We start from the raw sequence: 26,109 nt of genomic DNA, 5'->3' as shown, positions 1-26,109 counted from the left end.
ATTTTATATCAACTAATTTTAAAAACAAAAGAACATGAAGAAAATACTAGCCGTTACAATTATTACTTTAAGTGTTTTTGCTTCTTGTAAAAAAGATCAAGTTGCAGAACCGGTAGAAATTACACCAAAAGCACCAAAAGAAGCTCAAATCGTTGAGCCATCAGGAGATCAATGTTATGCATCAACAGGTGCCAGTAAAATTGAACTGAGTTATAATGTTAACTCACATCAGGAAGTAAATGGAAAATTAAGCTATAATATAGCCGGAAAAGATAAAAATGAAGGGACTGTGATAGGGAATATGAAAGGTGATACTTTGATTGCCGATTATACTTTTATGTCAGAAGGAGTTTCATCTATCAGAGAGGTTGCTTTTATTGAAAGAGAAGGGATTCTTTATGAAGGATATGGTGATGTTGTAGAAGCAAATGGTAAAGTTTCCTTTAAGGATAAAAAACTACTAAAATTTGATCAAAAAAATACATTGACAAAAGTTGATTGTAAAGCAGAATAATCTCTTTATTCCGCTATTATTAAAAAATCCATTCTTTAGGGAGAATGGATTTTTTAGTTTTATATTTTGCTATGGTTTTATTTTATTTACGTAATCACTTGAATTTCCGTTCCAATAACATTTTTTGCATCGGTGATTTACAAATTCATGCTGGCAATTTTTATATCCGTACAAAACACTTGCGCATTCAGGACATAAATTTTCCATTATGGAAGATTGTTTATAAAACTCACTTTCGCATTCATTACAAATTTTAATGATTGGCATTTAATATTTTTAATGTTTAAACTCAAAACTAAAGATATTTCAGATATGTTTTTCTTTGGCAATGAATTTTTGGATCAAAGTTTTTCCAAAGTAAATGAATAGCTGTATTTTCGGCTAATTCAGGAGTTCTAATGCAATTTTGAATTCCTTTTTCTGAAAATGTTTTATAGTATTCATCAAAAATGATAGCTGTAACTCCTTTGTTTTGGTAATCCGGATGAACTCCGATAAGGTAAAAAACAACATCTTTACTTTGTTTTCGTGCTTTTAATAGATGAATAAATCCAAACGGAAATAGTTTTCCTTTTGCTTTTTGCAAAGCCTCAGAAAAACTTGGCATTACAATACTAAAAGCCACCAGATTATCTTCTTTATCCACAACAAATTTAATATATTCAGGATTGATGAAACTGATGTATTTCTTCTTGAAATATTCTTTCTGAACATCTGAGATCGCTACAAACGAAGCCAATTTAGCATAAGATTCATTAAACAAATCAAACATTTTATCCACGTGTGGCATAATGTCTTTTGTTTTGGTAAAGGTTAGTGATCTTAAACCGTATCTTTTTTTGATTAATTCCTGTGCTTTGAGAAAAAATTCAGGTTTAACATTCGAAAACGGAAAAATACTTTCGATATATTCCTTTTCTACCTGAAAGCCCAATTGTTCAAAATGGGTCACATAATAAGGATTGTTGTACCATGTAATCATGGTTCCCATCTGGTTATAACCTTCTGTAAGAACACCAACTTTGTCCAGGTTCGAAAATCCCATTGGACCTTCAACGTGTTCCAGACTATGTTGTCTTCCTAATTCGTATACTTTTTCTAATAAAGCTTTTGTTACTTCGATATCATCGATAACATCAAACCATCCAAAACGAACCTTTCTTTTGTGCTGATTATTGACTTCAGCCCAATTGATGATGGCTGTGATTCTTCCCACAATTTGATTGTCTTTGTAGGCCAGATAAAAATAGGCTTCGGCATTATCAAAAGCAGGATTTTTTGTTTTGTCAAAAGACTCTAGTTCATCTGCAATAATAGGCGGAACCCAATACGGATTGTCTTTATAGAGAGAAAACGGAAATTTCACATAGTCGGTTAATTCCTTTTTGGTTTTGGCTTCTTTAATTGTAATCATTAAGATTCAGTATGTAAATTGTCTCTTTATTTAGAGAAGTTGGTTATTAAAATTATTCGTATTTCGCTTTACGCTTTCTTTCTTTTGCCTGGTAATCGATTTCTCTTTGTTCCATCTGATTGTCCTTGTTCTTTTTTGCTTTTTCTTTACCTTTAAACTCCATTTGTTTTTCTTTGTAACTTCCGTCATAACGCCACGAAACACCAACTCCGCCATATAAAACTGAAGGTGTGTTTTTGAAATTGGTACTAACAGAAGCATCAACCTGAAGATTAGAATTGATTAAATAAGCAGCTCCGCCACGAACAATGGCATCACTGTAGAAATCGCTTTTATAACCTTGATTTTCAACAAAACCAGACCATTTGTCATTAAATCCGTGTGTTAGTGTTAATACGTAACCATAACTAGGATAATCGGTTGTAATATAATCGGCAATAATATTGGTTACAAATACCCATTTTCCTCCTCCAAATAAATTTTGCGTAATCAAAGCCACTTTAGGGGATATTGCAGATTGCGGAGAAAAGTAATACGGATTGTCAGCTCCGGTAAAATTGGCTCCTGCAAAAATAGAAACTGCAGGAATTAGTTCATGCCAGTTAAAACTATGATTGGCTTTGTAACTGTATATATTGGCTTCTTTTTTGTAATTTTTATAAGGATCGTAAACTAAATATTTCGCTCCTAAAACGGTTTGTCTGAAATTATTCTTTTTATAGCTGGTGTATGGAGTATCAAAATTTTCCATTTGATATTGTATGTCCAGAATCAATTCTAATTTTTCTAAAAATGCACCATAGCGCAGGGTTAAATCTGTACCAAAACCACTTGCATCATAATTTAATAAATCGTGTTTTTCTTTGATGCCGTAAACACCAAGTTCTGCCTGAATTACAGATTTTCCAACTGCATACGCAGACATTGTTTCACCCGGACGATTAGAGTTAATAACATCAGTATATTGCGCGAAAAATAATTGAGGAACTAAACAAAGAGTTGCAATAAATAAGTTTTTATTTTTTAACATAAACGTTTTTTTTGATTAAAAAGTAATAACGCATTTCAAATGTACTATATTTTATTATTTATTTAAGATTGATATTTTAATTTTAAACAATGGATTTATTAATTTTGGAAAAAAATTATATGATCATGCAAGAAGCATCTTTTACAAATTTGTTTAAAACGATAATGTGGATTATTGCGTTTTATTATATTTTTAAATTTTTAGCTAAAATCTTTTTGCCGGTATTGGTAAAGAAAGCGGTTGAAAAAGCAGGAGAGAATTTTCAGAGACAACAACAATATAGTCAGGATACTACATGGCAAAAAACACGTTCGAATAATGATGAAATTATTATCGATACGGCCAATGCAAAAAAGCCACGCGAAACCAAAAAGGTGGGCGATTATGTTGATTACGAAGAAATAGATTAAGTTTGTGTCCTAGAGTTATAGGATTCATCATTTAACCCAAACCAGTTTCAATTGAAAATAGTAAATAAGTTCTATCCGCATGCCCTTGTTATATTGGGCTTTATTATCGTTTCTTTAATTTATTTTTACCCGGTTTTACAGGGAAAACAAATCTTCCAATCGGATATTGCTCAATATACCGGAATGGCCAAAGAGCAAAATGATTTTAGAGCTACAGAGCATTCTGAGCCTTATTGGACCAATTCAGCATTTGGTGGTATGCCAACTTATCAGTTAGGAGCAAATTATCCTAACGATTTTATTGGACATTTAGATGATGTTTTACGTTTTTTACCTCGTCCAGCAGATTATCTGTTTTTATATTTCTTGGGTTTTTACGGCTTATTATTAGTTTTAAAAACAGATCCTTTAAAAGCCTTTATTGGCGCCATTGCCTTTGGTTTTTCTACCTATTTAATCATTATTCTGGGAGTAGGACATAATGCAAAAGCACATGCAATTGCTTATATGCCGCTTGTTATTGCCGGATTTATATTGGTTTTTCAGAAAAAATATATTTGGGGAGGTTTGCTCACCATGTTTGCTGTTGCATTAGAAATTAATGCAAACCACTTTCAAATGACTTATTATTTATTGATATTCTTGTTGATATTATCAGGTTATTTTGCTTTTAATTTTATTAAAGAAAAAGAATATAAACCGCTCTTAACTGCTATGGGTGTTTTGGCTGTAGCAGGAATTTTTGCTATTGGTGCCAATTCTACCAATTTAATGGCAACAAGCGAGTATGCTAAATTTAGTACCCGTAGCAACAGCGAATTGACTTTTAATCCTGACGGATCCAAAAAGACCAACGAAAATGCTTTAAGCCGCGAATATATTACAGAATACAGTTACGGAATTCCTGAAAGTTTTAACTTAATTGCTCCACGACTTTTTGGAGGTTCTAATCACGAAAATGTTGGAAGCGACAGTCGTATGTATTCGTTTATGATCGAACAGGGAGTTCCTTCAGAACAGGCTCAGGATTTTGTATCAGGAATGCCAACATATTGGGGAGATCAGCCTATCGTTGCTGCTCCTGCATATATTGGGGTTGTTGTTTTCTTTTTAGCAGTTTTGGCATTATTTATTGATGATAGAAAAATAAAATACGTATTCCTTTGCGGAGCATTGGTAGCATTGGTACTTTCATGGGGTAAAAATTTCTCTTTATTGACAGACTTTTTTATCGATTATGTGCCTATGTACGATAAGTTTAGAGCAGTTTCATCGATTCAGGTTATTCTTGAGTTGTGTTTTCCTGTCTTAGCTATTATGGGATTACAATCTTTCTTTAAAGCAAAAGATGAACCTAAACTACAACAGAAAGCCCTTGTGCAAACAGGTGTTTTTGGTCTTGGGATAATTGTGATTTTAGTATTTGCTAAAAGCATGTTCCATTTTACAGGAAGCAGTGATAATTATTTCTTAGAAAGTTACGGACCGGCTTTTGTTGATGCCTTAAAAGAAGACAGAATGACGCTTTACTCTGCAGATTTATTGCGTTCAGGATTTTTTATAGTACTGACTTTTGGAATTTTATGGTTGTTCATTAAAAATAAATTAGCTCAAAATACTACGCTAATTATCGTTGGTCTTTTAATGATTTTCGATTTGTTTTTTGTCGATAAAAAGTATGTTTCGGCTAAAGATTTTGTGAGTCCTGCTCAAATTGCAGCTCCGTTTCAGGAAACACCATCTGATGCTCAGATTTTAAAAGATACAACACATTACAGGGTTTTTGAAGTAAACGGCAATATGTCTAGCGCACGTGCCTCTTATTTCCACCATTCCTTAGGTGGATATCATGCTGCAAAACCTAGAAGAATGCAACAGTTATTCGATTATCAGATTGCAAAAAACAATATGGAAGTTTTGGATATGCTGAATGTAAAATACATTATCCAAACAGATAAGGAAGGAAAAGAATTTCCAACTATCAACCCTAATACAAACGGAAATGCCTGGTTTGTTAGTACCGTAAAATTGGTCAATAAACCGGACGATGTGATGAAAGCTCTAGATCATATCGATACTAAAAAAGTAGCTATTTTTAATGTTCGTGAACACGAAGGTAAATTTAGAAGCGCGCGTTTAAAGAAACAGTGGGATACTACAGGAACGATTAAAGTTGTAGAATATAAACCAAATTATATCAAATATAAGTCTGATAATAAAAAAGACGGTTTAGCTGTTTTCTCTGAGGTGTATTATAAAAATGGCTGGAACGCTTATATTGATGGTGAGTTAACGACACATTTTCCTGTTGATTATGTTTTAAGAGCTATGGAAGTTCCTGGCGGAAAACATACTATCGAGTTTAAATTTGAACCTCAGGTTGTTAAAACAGGAAGTATAATAACTTTGGCCAGTTCAATTGGAATGTTATTATTGCTGATTGGCGGAATTTATTTCGAAAAATTCTACCGCAAAGATTCACAAAGAAATCACGGAGATACTCAAAAATAACCTTAAAAGCTTTGTGAAACTTAGTGAAAGCTTTGTGTATCTCTGTGAAACAGACTAAACCTGATGGAACAAAAAAAACTCTTAATCATTACTTATTATTTCCCGCCTGCAGGAGGTCCGGGAGTACAGCGTTGGTTAAAATTTGTAAAATATTTACCTGAATTTGATGTTCAGCCCATTGTTTACATTCCTGAAAATCCAACTTACCCTATAATTGATGAAGGTTTAGTTGATCAGATTTCTGATAAGGTAATTGTTCTGAAAAATAAAATTTGGGAGCCTTATCAATTGGCGTCTGTTTTTTCGAAGAATAAAACCAAGAAAATTAGTTCGGGAATTTTTCCGCATAAGAAAAAACAAACTTTTTTAGATAAAACATTTCTTTGGATTCGCGGAAATCTTTTTATTCCCGATGCACGTGTTTTTTGGGTAAAACCTTCAGTGGCTTATCTTGAAAAGTATATTAAGGAAAATAATATAGATACCATTGTAACTTCTGGGCCACCGCATAGTTTGCATTTGGTAGGTTTAGAATTAAAAGAAAAATTAAACGTAAAATGGTTTGCAGATTTTCGTGATCCCTGGACTACAATCGGCTATCATAAAGCATTGCGTTTATCAGCTTATGCTGCAAAAAAACATAAAAGTCTAGAGCATAAAGTACTTAATGCTGCAGATACGATTATTGTAACAAGTAAAACTACAAAAACCGAGTTTCAGGCGATTACCAATAAGCCAATTTCGGTAATTACGAATGGTTATGATATCGAGAATGTAGAAAAACAAACTCTGGATACTAAATTTACTCTGGCACATATCGGCTCATTTTTGTCTGATAGAAATCCGAAGTTTTTATGGGAATGTCTGGTAGAGTTGCTTCAGCAAATACCTGATTTTAAAACACATTTAGAAATTAAACTCATAGGAGCAGTAAGTCAGGAAGTTTTAGATGCTATTGGAGAATTTAATTTAAATGACTATCTGAATCTTTTAGGATATGTTTCGCATCACGAAGCCATTGCACATCAAAAAAAGTCTCAGGTTTTACTTTTAATCGAGATTAATTCTGAAGATACTAAAAGTATTATTCCGGGTAAATTGTTCGAATATATGGTATCAAATCGCCCTATAATTGCTATTGGTCCAAACGGATCAGATTTTGCCGATATTATTAAAGAGACCAATACAGGAGTATTTTTTGATTATTCTGAAAAAGCGAAATTAAAAAGTGTAATTTTGGACTTTTATAATCAATTTTTGGAAGGCAAATTACAATCTCATGGTGTTGGTTTACAACAATATTCAAGAAAAAGCCTAACTAAACAATTGGCACAATTGATTAGCAAATCATAAGATTGCAATAATCTAAAATCTAAAAATCTAAAATCCAAACATGGGTATTGTTTTAAATCAGTCTTTCAAAAATACAATTATTACTTATATCGGTTTCGCTATTGGAGCCATCAATACACTTTATTTATACCCGGTTTATTTAGGAGCAACTTATTATGGTTTGACTAATTATGTGACGTCTTGTGCGAATGTGATTATGCCATTGTTTGCGATTGGAATGCAAAATACTTTGGTTAAATTTTATTCACAATATCAAACTGAAGAAGAAAAATCCCGTTTTTTATCCTTTACTGTTTTGTTTCCTTTGCTATTAATAATTCCACTTTTACTGATTGGACTTATTTTTTATGATGATATTCTGTTCTTTTTGTCAAAAAAGAATGCGATTGTAAAAAGCTATATTTGGCTAATACCTTTTATAGGGTTATGTATGGCATATTTTGAAATTTTTTATGCTTGGCTGCGAGTAAATATGCATTCGGTTTTTGGAAACTTTGTTAAGGAAGTAGGTTTACGATTATTTTCATTATTTCTATTAGTAGGTGTTTACTACGATTGGCTTAGTGTAGAAGGTTTTGTGTACGCAACAGCAATTTTATATTTCTTTGCATTCCTGATAACCATGTTATATGCATTTAGCATTCAGAAGCCTACTTTTCAGTTTACAATACCAACAAATACAAAAGATATATTAGTATATACTTTTTATATTATTCTATCAGGAAGTGTGGCTAATTTACTTTTGGACGGTGATAAAATGATATTAAATCAATATATGCAGATTGAAAATATCGCTTTCTATTCTGTGGCTACTTATATTGCCTTGGTAATTTCTGTTCCAAGCCGTGCCATGCACCAAATTGTATATCCAATTACGGCAAAATTAATGCATGAGAACAAGCACGATGAGTTAAATCAACTATACAAAAAGACCTCAATAAATTTGCAGATGGTAGGTGGTTTTGTAATGCTTTGCATATTTGTAAATATTAATCAGCTCTACGAATTGGTTCCAAAAGAATACAGCGGAGGAATTGCCGTTGTATTTATGATAGGATTATCGAAGTATTTCGACTTGATTTTAGGAAACAATAATGCTATTATTTTTAATACCAAATACTATCGAATGGTATTGTATTTAGGATTAATGCTTGTGGTTTTAACCGTAGTTCTAAACATGATTTTTATTCCGATTTTCGGAATCTTTGGATCTGCTTTTGCTACTTTATTGTCTATTACTTTATACAGTTTGGCAAAGCTTCTTTTTGTGGTAAAAAAACTTAATTTATATCCGTTTACCAAGCAAACGATATATTCGATGTTGCTTACGTTCGCTTTGTTTTTATTATTTTATTTCTGGGAGTTTCCTTTTTTCCAATTGATTAGTATTGCTTTAAAATCTATTTTGGTAACAATTTTATACGTTTACCTGAATTACAAGTTTAATATCTCTCCTGATATTAATAAAGTAATCGACATGCTTTTTCGAAAAATAGGAATTAAAATTTAGTAAGATTTTATTGGGAAAACAGAAAGTAATTTAAATTTGAATCTATTTTGTTTTTATATTTGTTAGAAGGATAACCAACTTATTGCTAATAAAATATGAAAAAGAAATTAATTTGTTTTTTAGCGTTCTTTATTGTTTTATTTTCTTCACTGGCTTTTGCTCAAAAAGATAGTTTACAAGCGTCAAAAATAGTCACACCTGAATTAAAACTAAAAGGATATCCTGTTAGCCCTTTTAAGGATACGCTTTTTTATGTTTATAATAAAGTGGGTTCTTTTTCTGCCGAAAACAGAGCAAATGCCATTACAGAAAAAATCAGAAAACTATATGAAGATTCTTTTTTTGAAAAAGATTCTATTGTAGTTGTTCCTTCGGATATTTCTCAGGATATCGTCTATAAAAATGATTTCATCATCATGTCAATTCTTGATGGTGATGCAAAGGCCGAAAATCAAACTACAGGTTTTATTGCCAAAAGAAATTTGAAGGCGATAAAAAAAGCAATCATTTATCAAAACGAAAATTATTCGATGCTTCCTAAAAGGCTTGGATATACGGCATTGCTTATCCTTATCATCGGAATTGTTTTGTATTTTGTAGGTATGATTTTCAATAGAATAAGATTGCATATTCTTAAAAATAGCGATAAATATTTTAAAGGTTTTACTTATAACAATATCAGTATTCTTTCTCCACAAAAGCAACAATCGATACTTATGCGATTGTATAGCTTTGTAAAAGGTTTTACTTTGGTTTTGATTGTTTATTTTTCATTGCCATTATTGTTTAGCATTTTTCCGGCTACAGAAGCATATACAACAACATTATTGCGATGGATTCTTACGCCTGCAAAATTGGCCATTATGGGATTTGTTGATTTTTTGCCAAGTTTTGTTACCATAGTAGTTATTGTTTTTATTTTTAAATATACCATAAAAGTAATCCGGTTCTTTTTTGATGAGATAAAAAAAGAGAATATAAAAATAGATGGTTTTTACAGTGACTGGGCAATGCCTACATTTAATATTATCAGGTTTCTATTGCTGGCATTCATGGTGGTTATTATATTTCCGTATTTGCCGGGATCAGATTCTCCCATTTTCAAAGGTGTTTCCGTTTTTGTGGGGATTCTATTTTCTTTAGGTTCCTCAAATGCTATTGCCAATATGGTAGCGGGATTGGTGATTACCTATATGCGTCCGTTTAAGATTGGGGATTTTATAAAAATAGGTGATGTTAGCGGAGAAGTTATCGAAAAAACAGCCTTGGTAACCCGAATCAGAACACCAAAATTCGAAGATATTACAATACCAAATTCCACGGTATTATCGAGTACTTCTACAAATTATTCTTCTAATACAAAACATGTTAATAATGGGTTGCTAATTCATACTACTGTTTCAATTGGTTATGATGTACCCTGGAAAGATATTCATAAAGCTTTGATTGAAGCAGCATTAAAAACCGAAATGATCGAGCAGACTCCGTCGCCTTTTGTACTGCAAACCAGCCTTGATGACTTTTATGTTTCGTATCAAATTAATGTATATACGAAACAACCTACAAAGCAACCGATGATCTATTCTTCATTGCATCAAAATATTCAGGATTCGTTTAACGCGGCCGGAATCGAAATTATGTCACCACATTATAGTGCCTTACGCGACGGAAACAATACTACTATTCCTGAAAGCTATTTGAAAAATGATTATGAAGCTCCTTCTTTTAATGTTAAGGATAAAAGCTAATAAATTGATAATGTGCTATTAATCTTAAAATTTTAACAGTGATTTATTTTGAAGTTAATTTTATAAAAATTAACTTTAGCTAAGAATTTAGCAACACTTCCCTTAGTAGGATAAAAAAGATCTCATTTAAGACAATAAAAGTGTGTGTTATTATGTTTATTAAATTGAATTACTACGCTGAAAAATGTTAAAGCGTGAAGTAATTTTTGCAGTATTTGGATTAATTTTTTTACGTAATGATTATGAAGAACAATGGACTTAGTCAGGAGCAGAGCTTACAAGTGTTTTCTAATATGATATCAAACAAAGTTCATAACGGATTTACATTAGAAGAGAGAAATGATGAATTCCTTTTTGCAGTCCTTTCTAAAGGCGGAAAAGTAGTAAATCATGGTTTAAATTTCATTATTTTTTGTCTAACCTTAGGATTGTGGTCATTTGCTTGGCTTTACTTGACAATTGAGGCATCAAAACAAAAAAAAGTATTAGTTGCCATCGACGAAGATGGTTTCCCTTTTGAAGAACGATGTTTAGTCGCTTAACAAATTTAAATCGCAAAATTAAAAAATTCCAAATTCCAAATGATTAACTCATTGGAATTTGGATTTTTTTTTTTTTTTTATTTGTCAGGCTGAGGCGAAGTCGAAGCCTTAGATAATGTTCTTCTATTTCTTGGGGGTAAAGTATTGAGTTTTCTAAAATAAAAAGTAAAAACCTTTGTTCCTTTGCACCTCAACACCTTTCCTCTATAATTTATCTTTTAAATAAATTCCCGTAACAGATTTCTTTTCTTTTACGATATCTTCCGGAGTTCCCGAAGCTAATAAATACCCTCCGTTTTCTCCTCCTTCAGGACCTAAATCAATAATCCAGTCGGCACATTTTATAAGATCAAGATTATGTTCGATTACAATTATCGAATGGCCTTTTTCTATTAATGCATCAAAAGAAGCTAATAATTTTTTGATATCGTGAAAATGCAGACCGGTTGTAGGTTCATCAAAAACAAATAATGCTTTGTCCTTTGTAGCCCCTTTTACTAAAAACGAAGCTAATTTAATACGTTGTGCTTCTCCACCGGAAAGAGTAGAAGAAGACTGTCCTAATTGCACATAGCCTAAACCAACATCCTGAAGTGGCTGAAGCTTCTGTGTAATTTTGGTTTGTTTATTTTTATCGAAAAACGCAATTGAATCATCAATAGTCATGGTTAGAATATCGTTGATGTTTTTATTGTCGAAAGTGATTTCTAAAATTTCCTTTTTAAAACGTTTGCCTCCGCAGGTTTCACATGGTAAAGAAACATCGGCCATAAAGACCATCTCGACGTTTATTGAGCCTTCTCCTTTACAAGTTTCGCATCGCCCACCATCTACGTTAAAAGAAAAATGTTTGGCCTGATAACCTCTTATTTTAGATAATTTCTCTTTAGCATATAAATCCCTGATGTCATCGTAAGCTTTTATATACGTTACAGGATTTGATCTGGAACTTCTTCCAATAGGATTTTGATCAACATATTCGATATGTTTTATCTGAGAGAAAGAACCTTTTATGTCGCTAAACTGACCTGCTTTTTCAGAAGCATTTTCCAGTTTTTTCTGCATGGCCGGAAACAAAATCTTTTTGATCAAAGTACTTTTTCCACTTCCTGAAACGCCGGTAATTACCGTTAGGACATCCAGAGGAAAAGTAACATTTATATTTTTTAAGTTGTTTTCTCGTGCTCCAACAATATCAATATGATTTTTGAATTTTCGTCTCTTTTTAGGAACCGAAATTTCTAAATCTCCATTCAGGTATTTAGCCGTTAAGGAATCTGATTTTAGAATTTCATCATAAGTGCCCTGAGCAACAAGATGACCTCCAAAAGTTCCTGCTTCCGGACCAATATCAATAATCATATCAGCAGCTTTCATGATATCTTCATCGTGCTCGACTACAATTACAGTATTACCTAAATCACGAAGCGACAATAAAACTTTGATCAGTCGTTCCGAATCTTTAGGGTGCAGACCAATACTTGGCTCATCAAGAATATACATTGATCCCACCAAGCTGCTTCCTAATGAAGTGGCCAGATTAATACGCTGCGATTCTCCACCGGAAAGTGTTGCAGAATTTCTGTTTAAAGTCAGATAATCTAAACCAACTTCTGTTAAAAATGATAAACGATTGTTGATTTCGATCATTAAACGCTTTGCAATTTGCTGCTCATAAACATTTAGATCAATGTTTTTGAAAAAAGTAACCAAATGTTTAATTGGTAAATCGACTAAATCAGAAACCGTTTTACCATTAATTTTCACATAAGAAGCCTCTTCGCGTAAACGTTTTCCGCGGCAAGCATGACATTTTGTTTTTCCGCGGTAACGCGATAACATCACACGGTTTTGAATTTTATAATTTTTTTCTTCAAGTTCTTTAAAGAAACCGTTCAGACCCTGAAAATACTGATTTCCTTTCCAGATTAAATCTTTTTGATCTTCGCTTAATTCAAAGAAAGGTTTATGAATAGGAAAATCAAATTTATAAGCGTGTTTAACGAGTTCGTCTTTATACCAGCTCATACTATCTCCCCGCCACGGATAAATAGCATTTTCAAAAACCGATAAGGAAGTATTTGGCACTACTAAATCAGCATCGATGCCAATAATATTTCCGTAACCTTCGCAAACCGGACAAGCTCCGTAAGGATTATTAAAACTGAATAAATGAACGTTAGGTTCTAAGAACGTAATGCCGTCTAATTCAAAATTATTCGAATACGTAAATCTTTTATCTGAACCTGCTTCCTGAAGATAACAAATTCCTTTTCCTTCAAAAAAAGCGGTTTGTACGGCATCGGCCAATCGATTATAAAACTCTTCTTCGTCTTTTACAACGATTCTGTCAATAATCAATAAAATATCTTTATTGTCTAATTTATGAATTTCTTTAGGGGTAAATTCATCTAAACGAACCATTTCGTTATCAACCAGAATACGCGCAAAACCTTGTTGCAGCAATACTTTTAGTTTGTCTTCGAGTTTCCTTCCTTCTTCAAGATGAATAGGAGACAGAAGCATCCATTTGCTGTCCAATGGCATACTTTTTACATCGGCAACAACATCGCTAACAGTATTTTTTTTGACTTCAAGTCCGGAAATAGGGGAATAAGTACGGCCAATTCTTGCGAATAAAAGCTTTACATAATCATAGATTTCAGTCGAAGTTCCTACAGTCGAACGCGCGTTTGTTGTATTTACTTTTTGTTCAATGGCAATTGCAGGAGCAATACCTTTTATATATTCTACTTTTGGTTTGTCTAATCGCCCAAGAAACTGACGCGCATAAGAGGATAAACTCTCTACATAGCGGCGTTGTCCTTCGGCATATAAAGTATCAAAAGCTAAACTTGATTTACCTGATCCTGAAAGACCTGTGATTACAACAAGTTTATTTCTGGGAATAGCAACATCTACATTTTTTAAATTATGTACCTGTGCTCCTTTAATTATAATATTATGTTTTGGGTCGAGTGTAGAAAGATCAATCTGCATACAAAAAGTCAATTTTTACAAAAGTAATCAATTTTGAATTGAGTTTTGTTAATGCCATTGTTCCAAATTCTAACATAATTATCATGTTTATAAAATAGTTACTTATGAGAAGAATGGCTTTAAATTCTTTTTGCAAGATCGTTATTCTGCGGTTTTCTCAAAGTTGAAACCTGAGGTTATGGTAAATTATGAATAGAGATATATTTAATAGTTTAAATTATTGATGTTTTGAGATTGAAAGTGTAATTATATCCGATATACTAAATCTTGTTTTATTTTATTAAAAACTTGTAGTTTCAATATAAAATAAGCTATTTTAGAACTGTTTTAATAATAATTAATACCACGGCTCAATTTGAAAACTAAATTTACTTTTCTGCTTTTTTCAATCAGTTTTCTCTTGTTTTCGCAGGAGTTTCCGCCCATTATCAAATATTCATCTTCTGTTTATGGTGCCGGAAATCAAAGTTGGATGATCGCTCAGGACGATCAGAACTATTTGTATTTTGCCAACAATGAAGGTCTCTTAGAATATAACGGCACAAATTGGCAATTGTATCCTACTCCCAATGAAACCATAATGCGATCTGTAAAAGTAATTGGAAATAAAATCTATACCGGTTGCTATATGAATTTTGGCTACTGGACAAGGCGGACAAATGGTAAATTAAAGTATACTTCGCTCAGCGATACCATCAAAAATAAAATTTTAGATGATGAACAATTCTGGAATATTCTTAAATACGATCAGTGGATTTTATTTCAATCCTTAAACCGAATTTATATTTATGATACCAAAATAGGGAAATTTAAAATTATTGCACCAAAAAATGGCGTGGTTAAATCATTCGCAAATAAAAATGCCATTTATTTCCAAACGATAAAAGAGGGGCTTTTTGAAATAGAAAGCGGCAAAGCCAAATTAGTTTCGGATCATCCAATTCTTAAAAAATTCACGATGGTAAATATATTTACCACAGAAGATGGTTTGCTGATTCAGACGCAATTAGATGGTATTTATAAATTATCAGGAAATACTCTAACGCGTTTTATAACAGATGTAGATGCTGAACTAAAATCAAGTTTTGTGTATAGCAGTCAGCTTTTGGAAGACGGAAGTTTTGCTTTGGGCACAGTCTCGAACGGGATTTTTATTTTATCAGATGCAGGAAAACTAAAATATCATATTTCGCAAAGCAAAGGACTGAGTAATAATACCGCTTTATCCCTTTTTGAAGATAAGGACCGCAATTTATGGGCAGGACTCGATAACGGAATTAATTGCATCAATATCAACTCGCCTGTACATAGTTTTACAGATGATACCGGAGTTCTGGGAACGGTTTATGCGTCGGGTACTTTTAATGGTTTGCTGTATGTGGGAACCAATCAGGGATTGTTTTACAAAAATACTCAAAGTAATTCTGAGTTTAAATTCATAAACGGAACAAAAGGTCAGGTTTGGTCTCTTTTTGTATACGATAACACGCTTTTTTGTGGTCACGACTCAGGAACTTTTATTATCACGAATGATTCTGCAAGAAGCATCTTTTCTGCTTCGGGAACCTGGAAATTTGAACCTGTTCCCAATGCCAAGAACAAATTACTTCAGGGGAATTATTACGGAATTTCGGTTTTAGAGAAAGTAAACAATCAGTGGTTTTTTAAAAATAAAATTCAGGGTTTTGATTATTCATCGCGTTATTTTGAAATCAACAATAATTTTGATGTTTATGTAAGTCATGAATATAAAGGAATTTTTCGATTAAAATTAGATCAGACTTTATCAAAAACAAATGCATTTTACACTTATAAATCGCCTAAAAAAGGTAAAAACGCGAGTTTAGTCAAATTTAATAATGCTATTTATTATGCCTACAAAGACGGAATTTTCAAATTAAATCCCATTACAAAACTATTTGAGAAAGATAATTTATTAAGTTCTATTTTCGAAAAAGACGAATATACATCCGGGAAATTAATCGTAGACAATTCCAACAAAATCTGGCTGTTTTCTAAAAACTACATCCATTATTTTTCTGCCAGTAAATTAAGCAATCAGTTAAAGCAGAATATAATTCCCATTCCGTCTTCTTTGACCAATTCGATGCTAGGTTTTGAGAACATTACACAAATTTCCAAATCGACTTATTTAATAGGTACAACAGATGGGTATTATACTTTGAATATTGAGGATTTAAGTTTTAAAAATTATACCGTCTTTATTACTGATATTACAATTAATAAACAAAATGAAACCTTAAAGAACGTTGCAATTCAGAATGAAGGAGAATTTAAATCGAATGAAAATAACATCACTTTAAACTACACAGTTCCGGAATATAATAAGTACATCAACTCAGAATATCAGTATTTACTAGAAGGTTTCCAGAACGATTGGAGCGAATGGAGTACAAAAGCTACGGTGAACTTTAAAAACTTAGCACCGGGAAAATACACTTTTAAAGTAAGGGCAAAATATGCCAATACCATTTTACAAAATACGGCTACCTATACATTTGTGGTTTTAAAACCCTGGTATTTGACCAATTTGGCGTGGTTTATTTATTTTCTTTTAATGATGGTGCTGGCGTATTTTGTAAACAAGGCATATCTCAATTATTATCACAAGCAAAAAGAGAAGCTGATAGAAGAAAATAATTTGTTATTGGAGATTAAAGAACTCGAAAATGAGCAGCAATTAATGAAGCTTAGAAACGAGCAGCTTTCTCAGGATGTTGACAATAAAAATAGAGAACTGGCGGTTTCGACCATGAGTTTAAACAGTAAAAATGAGTTGCTGGCATTTATAAAAGAAGATTTAAAAAAGACCAGTCAAAACGATAGCAGTAATATAAAATCGGTCATAAGTACGATAAACAAAAACATTACCGAGGAAGATTCCTGGAACGTATTCAAAGAAGCTTTTGATAACGCCGATAAGGATTTTCTAAAAAGAATCAAACAGCTGCATCCTGTACTTACTCCAAATGATTTACGTCTTTGCGCTTATTTACGTTTGAATCTTTCATCAAAAGAAATTGCTCCATTGTTTAATATTTCTGTTCGCAGCGTAGAAATAAAAAGGTATCGTTTGCGTAAAAAAATGGATTTACAGCACGAAAACGGTTTAGTCGAGTATATTTTGGCTGTATAGTACATCAAAAAATGCTTCTAAAAAACTATACATTACCTCAACATTAACGATTTGTTGTGATTTTGTAGTGTTAATGTTAAAGAAATTAACATTCGTAAATTATAGTTAAATAAGGGTGTATTTTGAGATATATTGAATTTACCTGTTATTTTTTTATGATGTATGTTTTTTGTTGAGGTTAAAATTGTCGTTTTCCTAAATGGATAAGATAAATTTATCTTTCAATAAAAACTAACTAATTATGAAATCTAGATTATTACTAACCGTACTAATGCTGTTTACATCTTATGCGTTTTCGCAGTCTTTTGATGTAAGCGGTACAGTATTAGATGGCTCGGGTTTATCACTACCGGGCGTAAATGTAAAAGTTAAAAGTTCGTCACAAAGTACAACCACAGACTTCGACGGATCTTTTAAATTATCAGGAGTTCCAAAAGGAACTGTAATCGTTTTAAGTTATATAGGTTTTAAAACGCAGGAAGTTGCGGTTGCAGGAACCAAAATAACAGTTAAAATGATTGACGATGCCAGATCGCTTGATGAAGTTGTTGTATTAGGATACAGCAGCAAAAAGAAGAGAGATGTTACCGGAGCAGTTACTGTTGTATCCAGCAAAACCATCGAAGATCTTCATCCCCTTAAGGTAGAACAAGCCCTGCAGGGAACTGTGGCAGGGGTTAGTGTTACGGCACAATCGGGTTCTCCGGGCGCACCAATGAATATCAATATTAGAGGTATCGCCACAAACGGAAATAATGCAGCAACTGTATTTATAGATGGCTATCAGGGAGATTTGAGTATTTTAAATCCAAGTGATATCGAATCGATTACAGTACTTAAGGATGCTCAGGCGGCCGTTTACGGAGTATTGGGAGCCAACGGAATTGTGCTGGTAACAACAAAAACGGGTAAAAAGAATTCTAAAACCAAAGTTTCTTTCAACTCTTCTTTTGGTACTCAGGAAACGAGCAAAAAAATGTCGGTACTAAATGCTACAGAATATGCATTGTTACTGAACGAAAGTTATGCTAATGGCGGACAAGCATTGCCTTATCCTAATGTTTCAGGTTTAGGAAAAGGAACAGACTGGCAAAAAGAAATCTTCAACCCAGCTCCGGTTATTAATAATGATATCGCTATTTCCGGAGGTTCAGATAAAATCACCTATTTATTAAGTGGATCAGATTTAAGCCAGCAAGGTATTATTGGAGGTCCAAAATCTGATTTTAAAAGAAATACTGCAAGATTATCTTTAGGTGCTGATTTAGCCAGTAATATGAAACTGCAAACGAATATTATTTATACGTATCTCGACAGAGATTCATTAAATGAAAATGGTTTGGGATCGGTACTTTTTAATGCTATCAATACACCTTCGACTTTGCCGGTTCGTGATCAAAACGGAAATTATACTTTAGTTCCAAGTGCACCGGGTTATGGAGTTGAAATCATCAATCCTTTGGCACAAATAGAAAACACCTATAATGACTATAAATTAAGAAAACTAAACGGGAATGTTAGCTTTATTTACGACATAACCAAAGAGTTTAAATTTACATCTCGTATTGGTTTCAACACAGGAAATAGCATTAGCAGAAACTTCTCTAAGCAAGTAAGCTACGGCGGAAAAGTGTTTGATATCACCAGAAGCAGTGTGACTCAAAATACTGTAAATGATAATGATTATACACTTGATCTTATTGCAGAATACAAAAAGACACTTTTTGGAAATCATAATATCAAAGCAATCTTAGTATCTACAGTTTATAAATCCTGGGGGTCAGGACTTGGTGCTACAGGTTATGATGTTCCTAATAATTCATGGAAATATGCCGATATAAACCTTGCAAAAGGAACAAGTCCGGCTGGTGGCCGTGATGTATCGTCGTATGGGTATGATGAAAGAAGAGTTTCTTATGCCGGAATTTTAGAATATGATTTTAAAGGAAGATATATTTTAAGCGGAGTGATCAGAAGGGATTCATCAACTAAATTTGGTCCGGAGAACAGAGTAGCTTTCTTTCCGTCATTTACGGCAGGATGGGTAATTTCTGAGGAATCATTTTTAAAAGATAATAGCACTTTAAATTTCTTAAAATTCAGATTAAGTTATGGAGTTTTAGGAAATGACCAGATCCGACCTAATGGTTATACAGGATTATTAAACGGAGAAGCAACTTATGTATACAATGGCGCTCTGATAAACGGAACAGCAATTGGAGGATTACCAAACCCGAAATTACAATGGGAAGAAGCTAAAAAGTTTGACGTAGGGGTTGATTTTCGTTTATTTAATGATAAGCTGGACTTTACAGCAGATTATTTTATTGATACACGAGATAAATTATTAATACCAAAAATTCCGGTTTCGGGAATAACAGGAGTTTATGCTCCGGGAGCTTCTTCACCAACTATGAATGCAGGTTCGGTACGTAACAAAGGATTCGAATTCGCTGTTAATTATAAAGACAAGATATCGGATAATTTTAATTTTAATATCGGATACAACATCACTACAATCGATAACGAAGTTTTAGAAGTAGCCAATAGTACCGGTTATACAGACGCAGGCAGTTTTGGTGTCGGGCAACCGCTTCTTCCCTCAAGAATGGAAAAAGGAAGACCTATAGGATATTTTTACGGATATAAAACAGACGGGATTTTTCAGAACCAGGCCGAAATTGCAGCACATCCATCGCAGGCAGCTTTAGGAGCAGCTACAGCTCCGGGAGATATTCGTTTTAAGGATATAAATGGTGATGGTGTAATTGACAGCAAAGACAGAACGAATATTGGAGACCCGATTGCCAGTGTAATAATGGGATTAAATGTAACCCTTAACTACAAAAATCTTGATTTTCTTGCCTATGCTTATGCTTCAATAGGAAATGATATGGTTAGAAACTACGAGCGTACACTTACAGATGTAAACAAATCTAATTATGTGTTAGGAAGATGGACCGGAGAAGGAACAAGTAATACCGTTCCCAGAGTTACAACGGGAGCAACTAACAACAGCCTTTTTTCTGATTATTATGTAGAAGATGCTTCTTTTTTAAGAATTCAGAATGTACAATTAGGGTATACATTAAACAAAACATTCTCGGATAAAATCGGTATTTCAAAATTGCGTTTGTATGTAGGGGTAAACAATCTATACACGTTTACCAAATACAGAGGTTTTGATCCGGCTGCTATAACAGGGCCACAAAATGACGATAACATTTCACAATCGTCTGTAGGATCTGGAATCGATAACGGATTTTATCCAACACCAAGGATTTATACAATGGGACTAAATCTAAATTTTTAAAAAACAATAAAATGAAAAAGTATATTATAAATATAGGATTAGGAATCGTTCTTTTAGGAGCTTTGAGCGTTTCTTGTTCAGATAATTTTGTAGAACGTGAGCCTGTATATTCAATAGATTCTGAAAATTATTTTAATTCAGAATCAGATTATAACAATGCCTTAATTGGTGCATATGATTTGCTGCAATCTACTTATATAAATGTTTTATTGGGCGAAATAGCTTCAGATAATACATTGGCCGGAGGAGAAAGCGCGAGTGATGTAGTTGGTTTCCAGCAAGTAGATGAAATGACGCACACTGCCGTAAACAGTAATATAAAAGATGTCTGGAACTGGATGTTTGCAGGAGTAAACAGAGCAAGTTATATTCTGGAGTTTAAAGATAAAACAGACTTTCCGGGTAAAAACCAAATATTGGCTGAAGCACATTTTTTAAGAGCATATTATCATTTTGAATTAGTAAAATGGTTTGGTGGCATTCCGTTAAATGGAGATAAGAGGTTTAAATTAGATGACGAGAAAAAAATTCCCCGTTCATCAGTTCCTGAAGTTTACGCTTCTATTGAAGCTGATTTGCTTTATGCTATCGATAATTTAAACCCGAATGCCCCACAAGTGGGTAGAGCTACAAAAGGAGCTGCACAGGCATTATTAGGAAAAGTGTATTTGTATCAGGATAAATTTGCTGATGCCTCTAAAGTTTTAGACAAAGTAATCGAATCAGGAAAATATTCCTTGATAGCAGATTATAATACCATTTTTGAAAACGCAGGAGAAAACGGAAAAGAATCAGTATTCGAAGTACAATACAGTGATGCCGAAGGAGCAGGTTTTGGATGTCTCCAATGTAGCGAAGGTAACGTAGCTGTAGGTTTTAACGGAATAAGAAATTATGTAGGCCCTGTTTTCGATTCAGGATATAGTTTTAATGTGCCAACGTCAAAAATTGCCAATGCATTTGAAGTAGGCGATAAACGTAAAGATGTTGCTATTTTGGATATTGTTGCCTGGGCTGCAGCCAATAATGCTACTTATGGTACGGGATATAAACACACTGGATATTTTAACAGAAAATATTTACCACGTCAGGGAGATTCAAATATTGGAGATCAAAACCTGACAAACCCTAATAATTACAGAGCGATTCGTTATGCAGATGTATTATTAATGGCTGCCGAAGCTTATAGTAGAGGAGGACTAGGCGATGCTAAAGCCAGAACTTATTTAAACGAAGTAAGAAGACGTGCATTTGGAGATACAAATCATGACATCTCAGCTTCAGGACCAGCTCTAACCGATTTTATCTGGGCAGAAAGAAGGTTTGAATTTGTTGGAGAAGGAATTCGCTTTTTCGATTTAGTGCGTACAGGTAAAGCAGCACAGGAAATTGCTGGTTTTAAGGCAGGAAAAAATGAAATATTCCCAGTTCCTATCGAAGAGATTCAATTCGCAAACGGAAACTGGCAGCAAAATCCTCAATATTAAAAAATAGTATTATGAAAAAATTACATTTTATTATAAGTCTGTTCGTTTTGGCAATCACAGTAGGTTGTTCTAATGACAGTAATGGCAGCGATGTCGATATCGATTCGATAGGAGCGCCAAAAAACATATCGGCACTCACAACCATTACTCAGGATAATTCAGGTAAAGTAACTTTTTTGCCTAAAGGAGAAGGCGTTACGCAATATCAAATTAATTTTGGAGATGGAAGCCCGGTGTCGAGTTATCTTTCGGCAGGAGCGACCGTAGCGCATACGTACAAAGAAGGTATTTACCAGGCCAAGATTATGGCAATGGGATTAAATGGAAAAATTACAGAAGTAACACAGGAAGTTACAGTTTCATTTTTGGCACCAAGTAATTTGCAGGTAACTTTAGCACATGTAGTTGGTGATAATTTATCAGCGTCCGTAAGTGCAAAAGCCAGTTTCGAAACCTATTTTCAGGTTTATTTTGGAGAAACCCCAAATGAAATCCCGGTTGATTTTATGGAAGGTGAAACCATTAAACATACCTATGCCAATATAGGAACCTACGAAGTAAAAGTTGTCGCTTTAAGCGGAGGAAAAGCAACATCGGTACATACAGAATCGATTACAATTTCGAACCCAATTTTATTACCGGTTGATTTTGAATCGGCTACCTTAAATTATGCCTTTACTACTTTTGGCGGTGTAGCAACAGTTGTAGCCAATAACCCTAGTGTAGATGCCAGTAACGTAAGTGCAAAAGTGGCTAAATTAACCAAACCGGCGGGTGCAGAGGTATGGGCAGGTTCTTTCTTAGAATTAGGAGAACCAATTAATTTCTCTACTCTGAAAAAAATCAAAATCAAAGCATGGTCACCAAAAGCGGGAATTGTAGTTAAAATGAAATTAGAAAATTTGACCAATTCAGATATTAATACCGAAGTAGATGTTACCAACACAGTAGCGAACAATTGGGAAGAATTGGTATTTGATTTCTCTGCTGTTGATAATGCTAATAAATATCAAAGAGTAGTACTTTTCTTTGACTTTGGTAATGCAGGTACAGGCGTAGATTATTACTATGATGATATTCAGTTAACTTCAGGAGCAGAATCTTTAGTGTTGCCATTAACATTCGAATCGACCAACTTAACTTATGCTTACGGAAATTTTGGTGGAGCGGCCGCATCGGTAGTTGCCAATCCTGATAAATCAGGAATCAATACATCATCAAAGGTAAGTGCTTTAACAAAAAACAATGGTGCCGAAGTTTGGGCAGGTTCATCACTAGCGCTTGAAACGGCGATTAATTTCTCAACATTTAAAAAACTAAAAATAAAAGTCTGGTCACCTCAGGCCGGAATTATTGTGAAATTTAAATTAGAAAATCTAAATGATGCCACTATAAACAAAGAAATTGATGCCACTACAACAGTTGCCAATAGTTGGGAAGAACTCACTTTTGATTTTGATGGAATTGTGAATGCCAATAATTATCAAAGAGTAGTGCTTTTCTTTGATTTTGGAAACAATGGCACAGGCAAAACATACTATTTTGATGATATTAAACAATCCAATTAAAAATATAAGTAATCATGCGTAAAATAATTATAAATATCGCGTCCGTACTTACGATTCTGCTTATGGTAGGTTGTCAGGAAGACGATTTAAAATTCGGGAACTTACAAGCGCCGACAGACCTTGTAATTAAAGCCGAGATTGTAGGTAAAACCGATGCAGATCCAAACGGAGATGGTTCGGGATTAGTAAAACTTGTCGCCACGGCCAATAATGCTATATCGTATAAATATGCTTTTAGCGACGGAACCTCAGTAAATGCGCCAACAGGTAAATTCGAAAAAAGATTTACCAAACCGGGACTTAATACTTATACCGTAACTGTTATTGCAACAGGAACAGGAGGGATAGAAACAAATACTTCGATAGATGTTACTGTGCAAAGTGATTTTAGCGATCCTGAAGCCGTAACGTTCTTAACAGGCGGAACTTCTAAAAAATGGTATTGGTCAGCTTCAGAACCAGGACATTTGGGTGTTGGACAAAATGATGGTGATGCAACCAAAAATTATTTCGCTAATTATTATACAGCAGGACCTTTCGAAAAAGCAGCCTCACCGGCAAGTAGCTGTTTGTATGATAATGTTTTAACATTCTCTCTGGATGGTGATGTAGTGAAATACCAATTAGATAATGGTGGCTCAACATTCTTTAATGCAGCTTTTGCAAGTGTAGCAGGCGGAAGTTCACCAGATGACGCATGTTTGGCATATGATGCAAGCGGAACAAAAATCGTGTCGCTAAGCCCTTCAGAATCGGTTGTGATGAACAACCCGGATCATCTAACACAAACAAGAGGAACAGCAATGAATTTCTCTGATGGTGGATTTATGGGCTATTATATAGGACAAAGTACTTACGAAATAATTTCGATAACAGCCAACAGAATGGTAGTAAGAGCTGTTATGGGCGGTAATCCGGCATTGGCATGGTATCATATATTTACCACTACAAAACCTACTCAGGCACCACCGGCTGATTATACAAAGTTAGTTTGGTTTGATGAGTTTAATACAGACGGTGCACCTGATGCGACAAAGTGGAATTACGATCTTGGCAGAGGAGACAGCGGTTGGGGAAATAATGAAGAACAAAACTACACCAACTCAGCAACAAACGTAATCGTTCAGGGCGGAAACCTGAAAATTACGGCTAAAAAAGAAGCTTCAGGAGGTGCCAATTATTCTTCGACCCGACTTAAAACCGATGGTAAATTTAAATTCACCTATGGTAAAGTCGAGATAAAAGCCAAACTTCCAACAGGAGTAGGAACCTGGCCGGCAATCTGGATGTTGGGTTCAAATTATGCAACTAAACCATGGCCGGCTTGTGGCGAAATAGATATTATGGAGCATGTTGGGAAAAATCAAAATGTTATTTTGAGTACCCTTCATTATCCGGGACATTCGGGAGGACAAGGTAATACAGGTTCTAAAACGATACCAAATGTCTCAACAGAATTTCATGTTTACAAAACAGTTTGGAGCCCTGCATCAGTAACAACTTTTGTAGATGATGTTCAGATCCATTCTGTTCCTAACGACGGTACTTTACCTTTCAACAGCGACTTCTTCTTAATCCTGAATGTTGCAATGGGAGGTAATCTAGGCGGCAATATTGATCCTGCTTTTACACAATCTTCTATGGAGGTTGATTATATAAGAGTATATCAATAGATTATAAATTAATTAGTAAGAATGAGGTGAGAAGGTCAGTTAAGGCTGGCCTTCTTATTTTGTTAATTTTAAAATGATGGTATGAAAAAAGTAATTGTATTATTAATGATAACCAGTTTGAGTTTTGCGCAAGAAGTCAAAAGAAAACTAGTCTGGGAAGAAAATTTTAATAAAAAAGAAGTGAATGAAACCTTTTGGAATTTCGAACTTGGAGACGGATGTCCAAATTTATGCGGTTACGGAAATAACGAAAGACAGATTTACACCAAAACAAATCACGAATTCAGGGATGGAAATCTTATTATAGAAGCCAGAAAAGAAGGTGCTAAATACACCTCGACAAAAATAACGACAAAAGGTAAAAAAGAGTTTAAATATGGCCGCATCGAAGCCAGAGCAAAACTACCGGTAGGACATGGCTTATGGCCGGCATTCTGGATGCTGGGTGCAAATATCGATGAGGTAAAATGGCCTAAAACAGGAGAAATCGACATTCTCGAATATATAGGCAGAGATCCACATATGGTATATACTACTTTGCACACGCAAGCCAGTCACGGAAATACCATCAATACAAAAAGAACCCCTTTTGCTACTATTGAAGAAGGATATCATGTTTATGCAATTGAATGGACAAAAGATAAAATCGATTTTTTTGTAGATCAAACATTAGTTTACACCTTTAATCCTGAAGTAAAAAATGAAGATACCTGGCCTTTTGATAAACCATTTTATATTATCCTAAATTTGGCCATAGGGGGAAATTTTGGAGGTCCTGAAGTGGATGATAATGTACTTCCTCAAAAGTTTTATATCGATTATCTTCGTGTTTATCAATAGTAAGTACTAACGTGACAAAAAAATGTAATAATCAGATGT

16 protein-coding genes are annotated in these 26,109 nt (G+C 33.9%); 13 read left to right on the top strand and 3 right to left on the bottom strand.

Annotated features, from left to right (window positions below):
• The first annotated feature begins 34 nt into the window (after positions 1-34).
• Positions 35-514, top strand: a complete 480-nt coding sequence (locus GIY83_RS12840; protein ID WP_208681649.1) for a hypothetical protein — start codon at positions 35-37, stop codon at positions 512-514.
• A gap of 295 nt (positions 515-809) precedes the next feature.
• Here the strand turns inward: GIY83_RS12840 and GIY83_RS12835 are convergent, their stop codons facing one another.
• Positions 810-1,928 (bottom strand): GTP cyclohydrolase, encoded by a 1,119-nt coding sequence (locus tag GIY83_RS12835; RefSeq protein ID WP_208681647.1) that lies wholly within the window; start codon positions 1,926-1,928, stop codon positions 810-812.
• Positions 1,929-1,980: 52 nt separating this feature from the next.
• Positions 1,981-2,958 carry a transporter gene (locus GIY83_RS12830; RefSeq protein ID WP_194615405.1) on the bottom strand — a complete coding sequence of 326 codons (978 nt, stop codon included), beginning with the start codon at positions 2,956-2,958 and terminating at the stop codon, positions 1,981-1,983.
• A gap of 89 nt (positions 2,959-3,047) precedes the next feature.
• On the opposite strand from GIY83_RS12830, the gene GIY83_RS12825 reads away from it, so the two are divergent.
• The 6 genes from GIY83_RS12825 (at position 3,048) to GIY83_RS12800 (ending at position 11,032) form a co-directional block, all read left to right on the top strand.
• Positions 3,048-3,368 (top strand): DUF4834 family protein, encoded by a 321-nt coding sequence (locus tag GIY83_RS12825; RefSeq protein ID WP_228520363.1) that lies wholly within the window; start codon positions 3,048-3,050, stop codon positions 3,366-3,368.
• A gap of 51 nt (positions 3,369-3,419) precedes the next feature.
• Positions 3,420-5,879, top strand: a complete 2,460-nt coding sequence (locus tag GIY83_RS12820; RefSeq protein ID WP_208681644.1) for a YfhO family protein — start codon at positions 3,420-3,422, stop codon at positions 5,877-5,879.
• Between the two features lie 63 nt (positions 5,880-5,942).
• Positions 5,943-7,232 carry a glycosyltransferase family 4 protein gene (locus tag GIY83_RS12815; RefSeq protein ID WP_194615407.1) on the top strand — a complete coding sequence of 430 codons (1,290 nt, stop codon included), beginning with the start codon at positions 5,943-5,945 and terminating at the stop codon, positions 7,230-7,232.
• A gap of 40 nt (positions 7,233-7,272) precedes the next feature.
• The gene (locus GIY83_RS12810; RefSeq protein ID WP_194615408.1) at positions 7,273-8,742 is read left to right on the top strand and encodes a lipopolysaccharide biosynthesis protein; all 1,470 of its coding nucleotides are present in this window, start codon (positions 7,273-7,275) and stop codon (positions 8,740-8,742) included.
• A 95-nt stretch (positions 8,743-8,837) separates the two neighbouring features.
• Positions 8,838-10,490 carry a mechanosensitive ion channel family protein gene (locus GIY83_RS12805; RefSeq protein WP_194615409.1) on the top strand — a complete coding sequence of 551 codons (1,653 nt, stop codon included), beginning with the start codon at positions 8,838-8,840 and terminating at the stop codon, positions 10,488-10,490.
• Between the two features lie 293 nt (positions 10,491-10,783).
• Positions 10,784-11,032 carry a hypothetical protein gene (locus tag GIY83_RS12800; RefSeq protein ID WP_228520364.1) on the top strand — a complete coding sequence of 83 codons (249 nt, stop codon included), beginning with the start codon at positions 10,784-10,786 and terminating at the stop codon, positions 11,030-11,032.
• A 204-nt stretch (positions 11,033-11,236) separates the two neighbouring features.
• Here GIY83_RS12800 and uvrA read toward each other — a convergent pair whose 3' ends face one another.
• Positions 11,237-14,032 carry an excinuclease ABC subunit UvrA gene (gene uvrA, locus GIY83_RS12795; protein WP_194615410.1) on the bottom strand — a complete coding sequence of 932 codons (2,796 nt, stop codon included), beginning with the start codon at positions 14,030-14,032 and terminating at the stop codon, positions 11,237-11,239.
• Positions 14,033-14,387: 355 nt separating this feature from the next.
• On the opposite strand from uvrA, the gene GIY83_RS12790 reads away from it, so the two are divergent.
• From GIY83_RS12790 to GIY83_RS12765, 6 genes are all read left to right on the top strand, one after another.
• Positions 14,388-17,189: a triple tyrosine motif-containing protein gene (locus tag GIY83_RS12790; RefSeq protein ID WP_370514190.1), complete on the top strand. Its 2,802-nt coding sequence runs from the start codon at positions 14,388-14,390 to the stop codon at positions 17,187-17,189.
• A 241-nt stretch (positions 17,190-17,430) separates the two neighbouring features.
• The gene (locus GIY83_RS12785; protein ID WP_208681642.1) at positions 17,431-20,502 is read left to right on the top strand and encodes a TonB-dependent receptor; all 3,072 of its coding nucleotides are present in this window, start codon (positions 17,431-17,433) and stop codon (positions 20,500-20,502) included.
• A gap of 11 nt (positions 20,503-20,513) precedes the next feature.
• Positions 20,514-21,989, top strand: a complete 1,476-nt coding sequence (locus GIY83_RS12780) for a RagB/SusD family nutrient uptake outer membrane protein (RefSeq protein ID WP_194615412.1) — start codon at positions 20,514-20,516, stop codon at positions 21,987-21,989.
• Between the two features lie 11 nt (positions 21,990-22,000).
• Positions 22,001-23,557: a hypothetical protein gene (locus GIY83_RS12775; protein WP_194615413.1), complete on the top strand. Its 1,557-nt coding sequence runs from the start codon at positions 22,001-22,003 to the stop codon at positions 23,555-23,557.
• Positions 23,558-23,571: 14 nt separating this feature from the next.
• Complete coding sequence (locus GIY83_RS12770; protein WP_194615414.1) at positions 23,572-25,230, top strand: family 16 glycosylhydrolase; 1,659 nt, start codon at positions 23,572-23,574, stop codon at positions 25,228-25,230.
• A gap of 81 nt (positions 25,231-25,311) precedes the next feature.
• Positions 25,312-26,070: a family 16 glycosylhydrolase gene (locus tag GIY83_RS12765; protein ID WP_194615415.1), complete on the top strand. Its 759-nt coding sequence runs from the start codon at positions 25,312-25,314 to the stop codon at positions 26,068-26,070.
• The last annotated feature ends 39 nt before the right edge of the window (positions 26,071-26,109 follow it).

Source organism: Flavobacterium sp. SLB02 (genome assembly GCF_009664855.1).
In the GTDB taxonomy this organism is placed as follows: domain Bacteria; phylum Bacteroidota; class Bacteroidia; order Flavobacteriales; family Flavobacteriaceae; genus Flavobacterium.
Note: the sequence above shows the minus strand (reverse complement) of the source record. Positions and strands in the feature narration are given on the sequence as shown.

Excerpts from the sequence above, each read along its gene's own strand:
- GIY83_RS12840 (WP_208681649.1), top strand. The coding sequence starts at position 35 with ATGAAGAAAATACTAGCCGTTACAATTATTACTTTAAGTGTTTTTGCT.
- GIY83_RS12835 (WP_208681647.1), bottom strand. The coding sequence starts at position 1,928 with ATGATTACAATTAAAGAAGCCAAAACCAAAAAGGAATTAACCGACTAT.
- GIY83_RS12830 (WP_194615405.1), bottom strand. The coding sequence starts at position 2,958 with ATGTTAAAAAATAAAAACTTATTTATTGCAACTCTTTGTTTAGTTCCT.
- GIY83_RS12825 (WP_228520363.1), top strand. The coding sequence starts at position 3,048 with ATGGATTTATTAATTTTGGAAAAAAATTATATGATCATGCAAGAAGCA.
- GIY83_RS12815 (WP_194615407.1), top strand. The coding sequence starts at position 5,943 with ATGGAACAAAAAAAACTCTTAATCATTACTTATTATTTCCCGCCTGCA.
- GIY83_RS12810 (WP_194615408.1), top strand. The coding sequence starts at position 7,273 with ATGGGTATTGTTTTAAATCAGTCTTTCAAAAATACAATTATTACTTAT.
- GIY83_RS12805 (WP_194615409.1), top strand. The coding sequence starts at position 8,838 with ATGAAAAAGAAATTAATTTGTTTTTTAGCGTTCTTTATTGTTTTATTT.
- GIY83_RS12800 (WP_228520364.1), top strand. The coding sequence starts at position 10,784 with ATGATATCAAACAAAGTTCATAACGGATTTACATTAGAAGAGAGAAAT.
- uvrA (WP_194615410.1), bottom strand. The coding sequence starts at position 14,032 with ATGCAGATTGATCTTTCTACACTCGACCCAAAACATAATATTATAATT.
- GIY83_RS12785 (WP_208681642.1), top strand. The coding sequence starts at position 17,431 with ATGAAATCTAGATTATTACTAACCGTACTAATGCTGTTTACATCTTAT.
- GIY83_RS12780 (WP_194615412.1), top strand. The coding sequence starts at position 20,514 with ATGAAAAAGTATATTATAAATATAGGATTAGGAATCGTTCTTTTAGGA.
- GIY83_RS12775 (WP_194615413.1), top strand. The coding sequence starts at position 22,001 with ATGAAAAAATTACATTTTATTATAAGTCTGTTCGTTTTGGCAATCACA.
- GIY83_RS12770 (WP_194615414.1), top strand. The coding sequence starts at position 23,572 with ATGCGTAAAATAATTATAAATATCGCGTCCGTACTTACGATTCTGCTT.
- GIY83_RS12765 (WP_194615415.1), top strand. The coding sequence starts at position 25,312 with ATGAAAAAAGTAATTGTATTATTAATGATAACCAGTTTGAGTTTTGCG.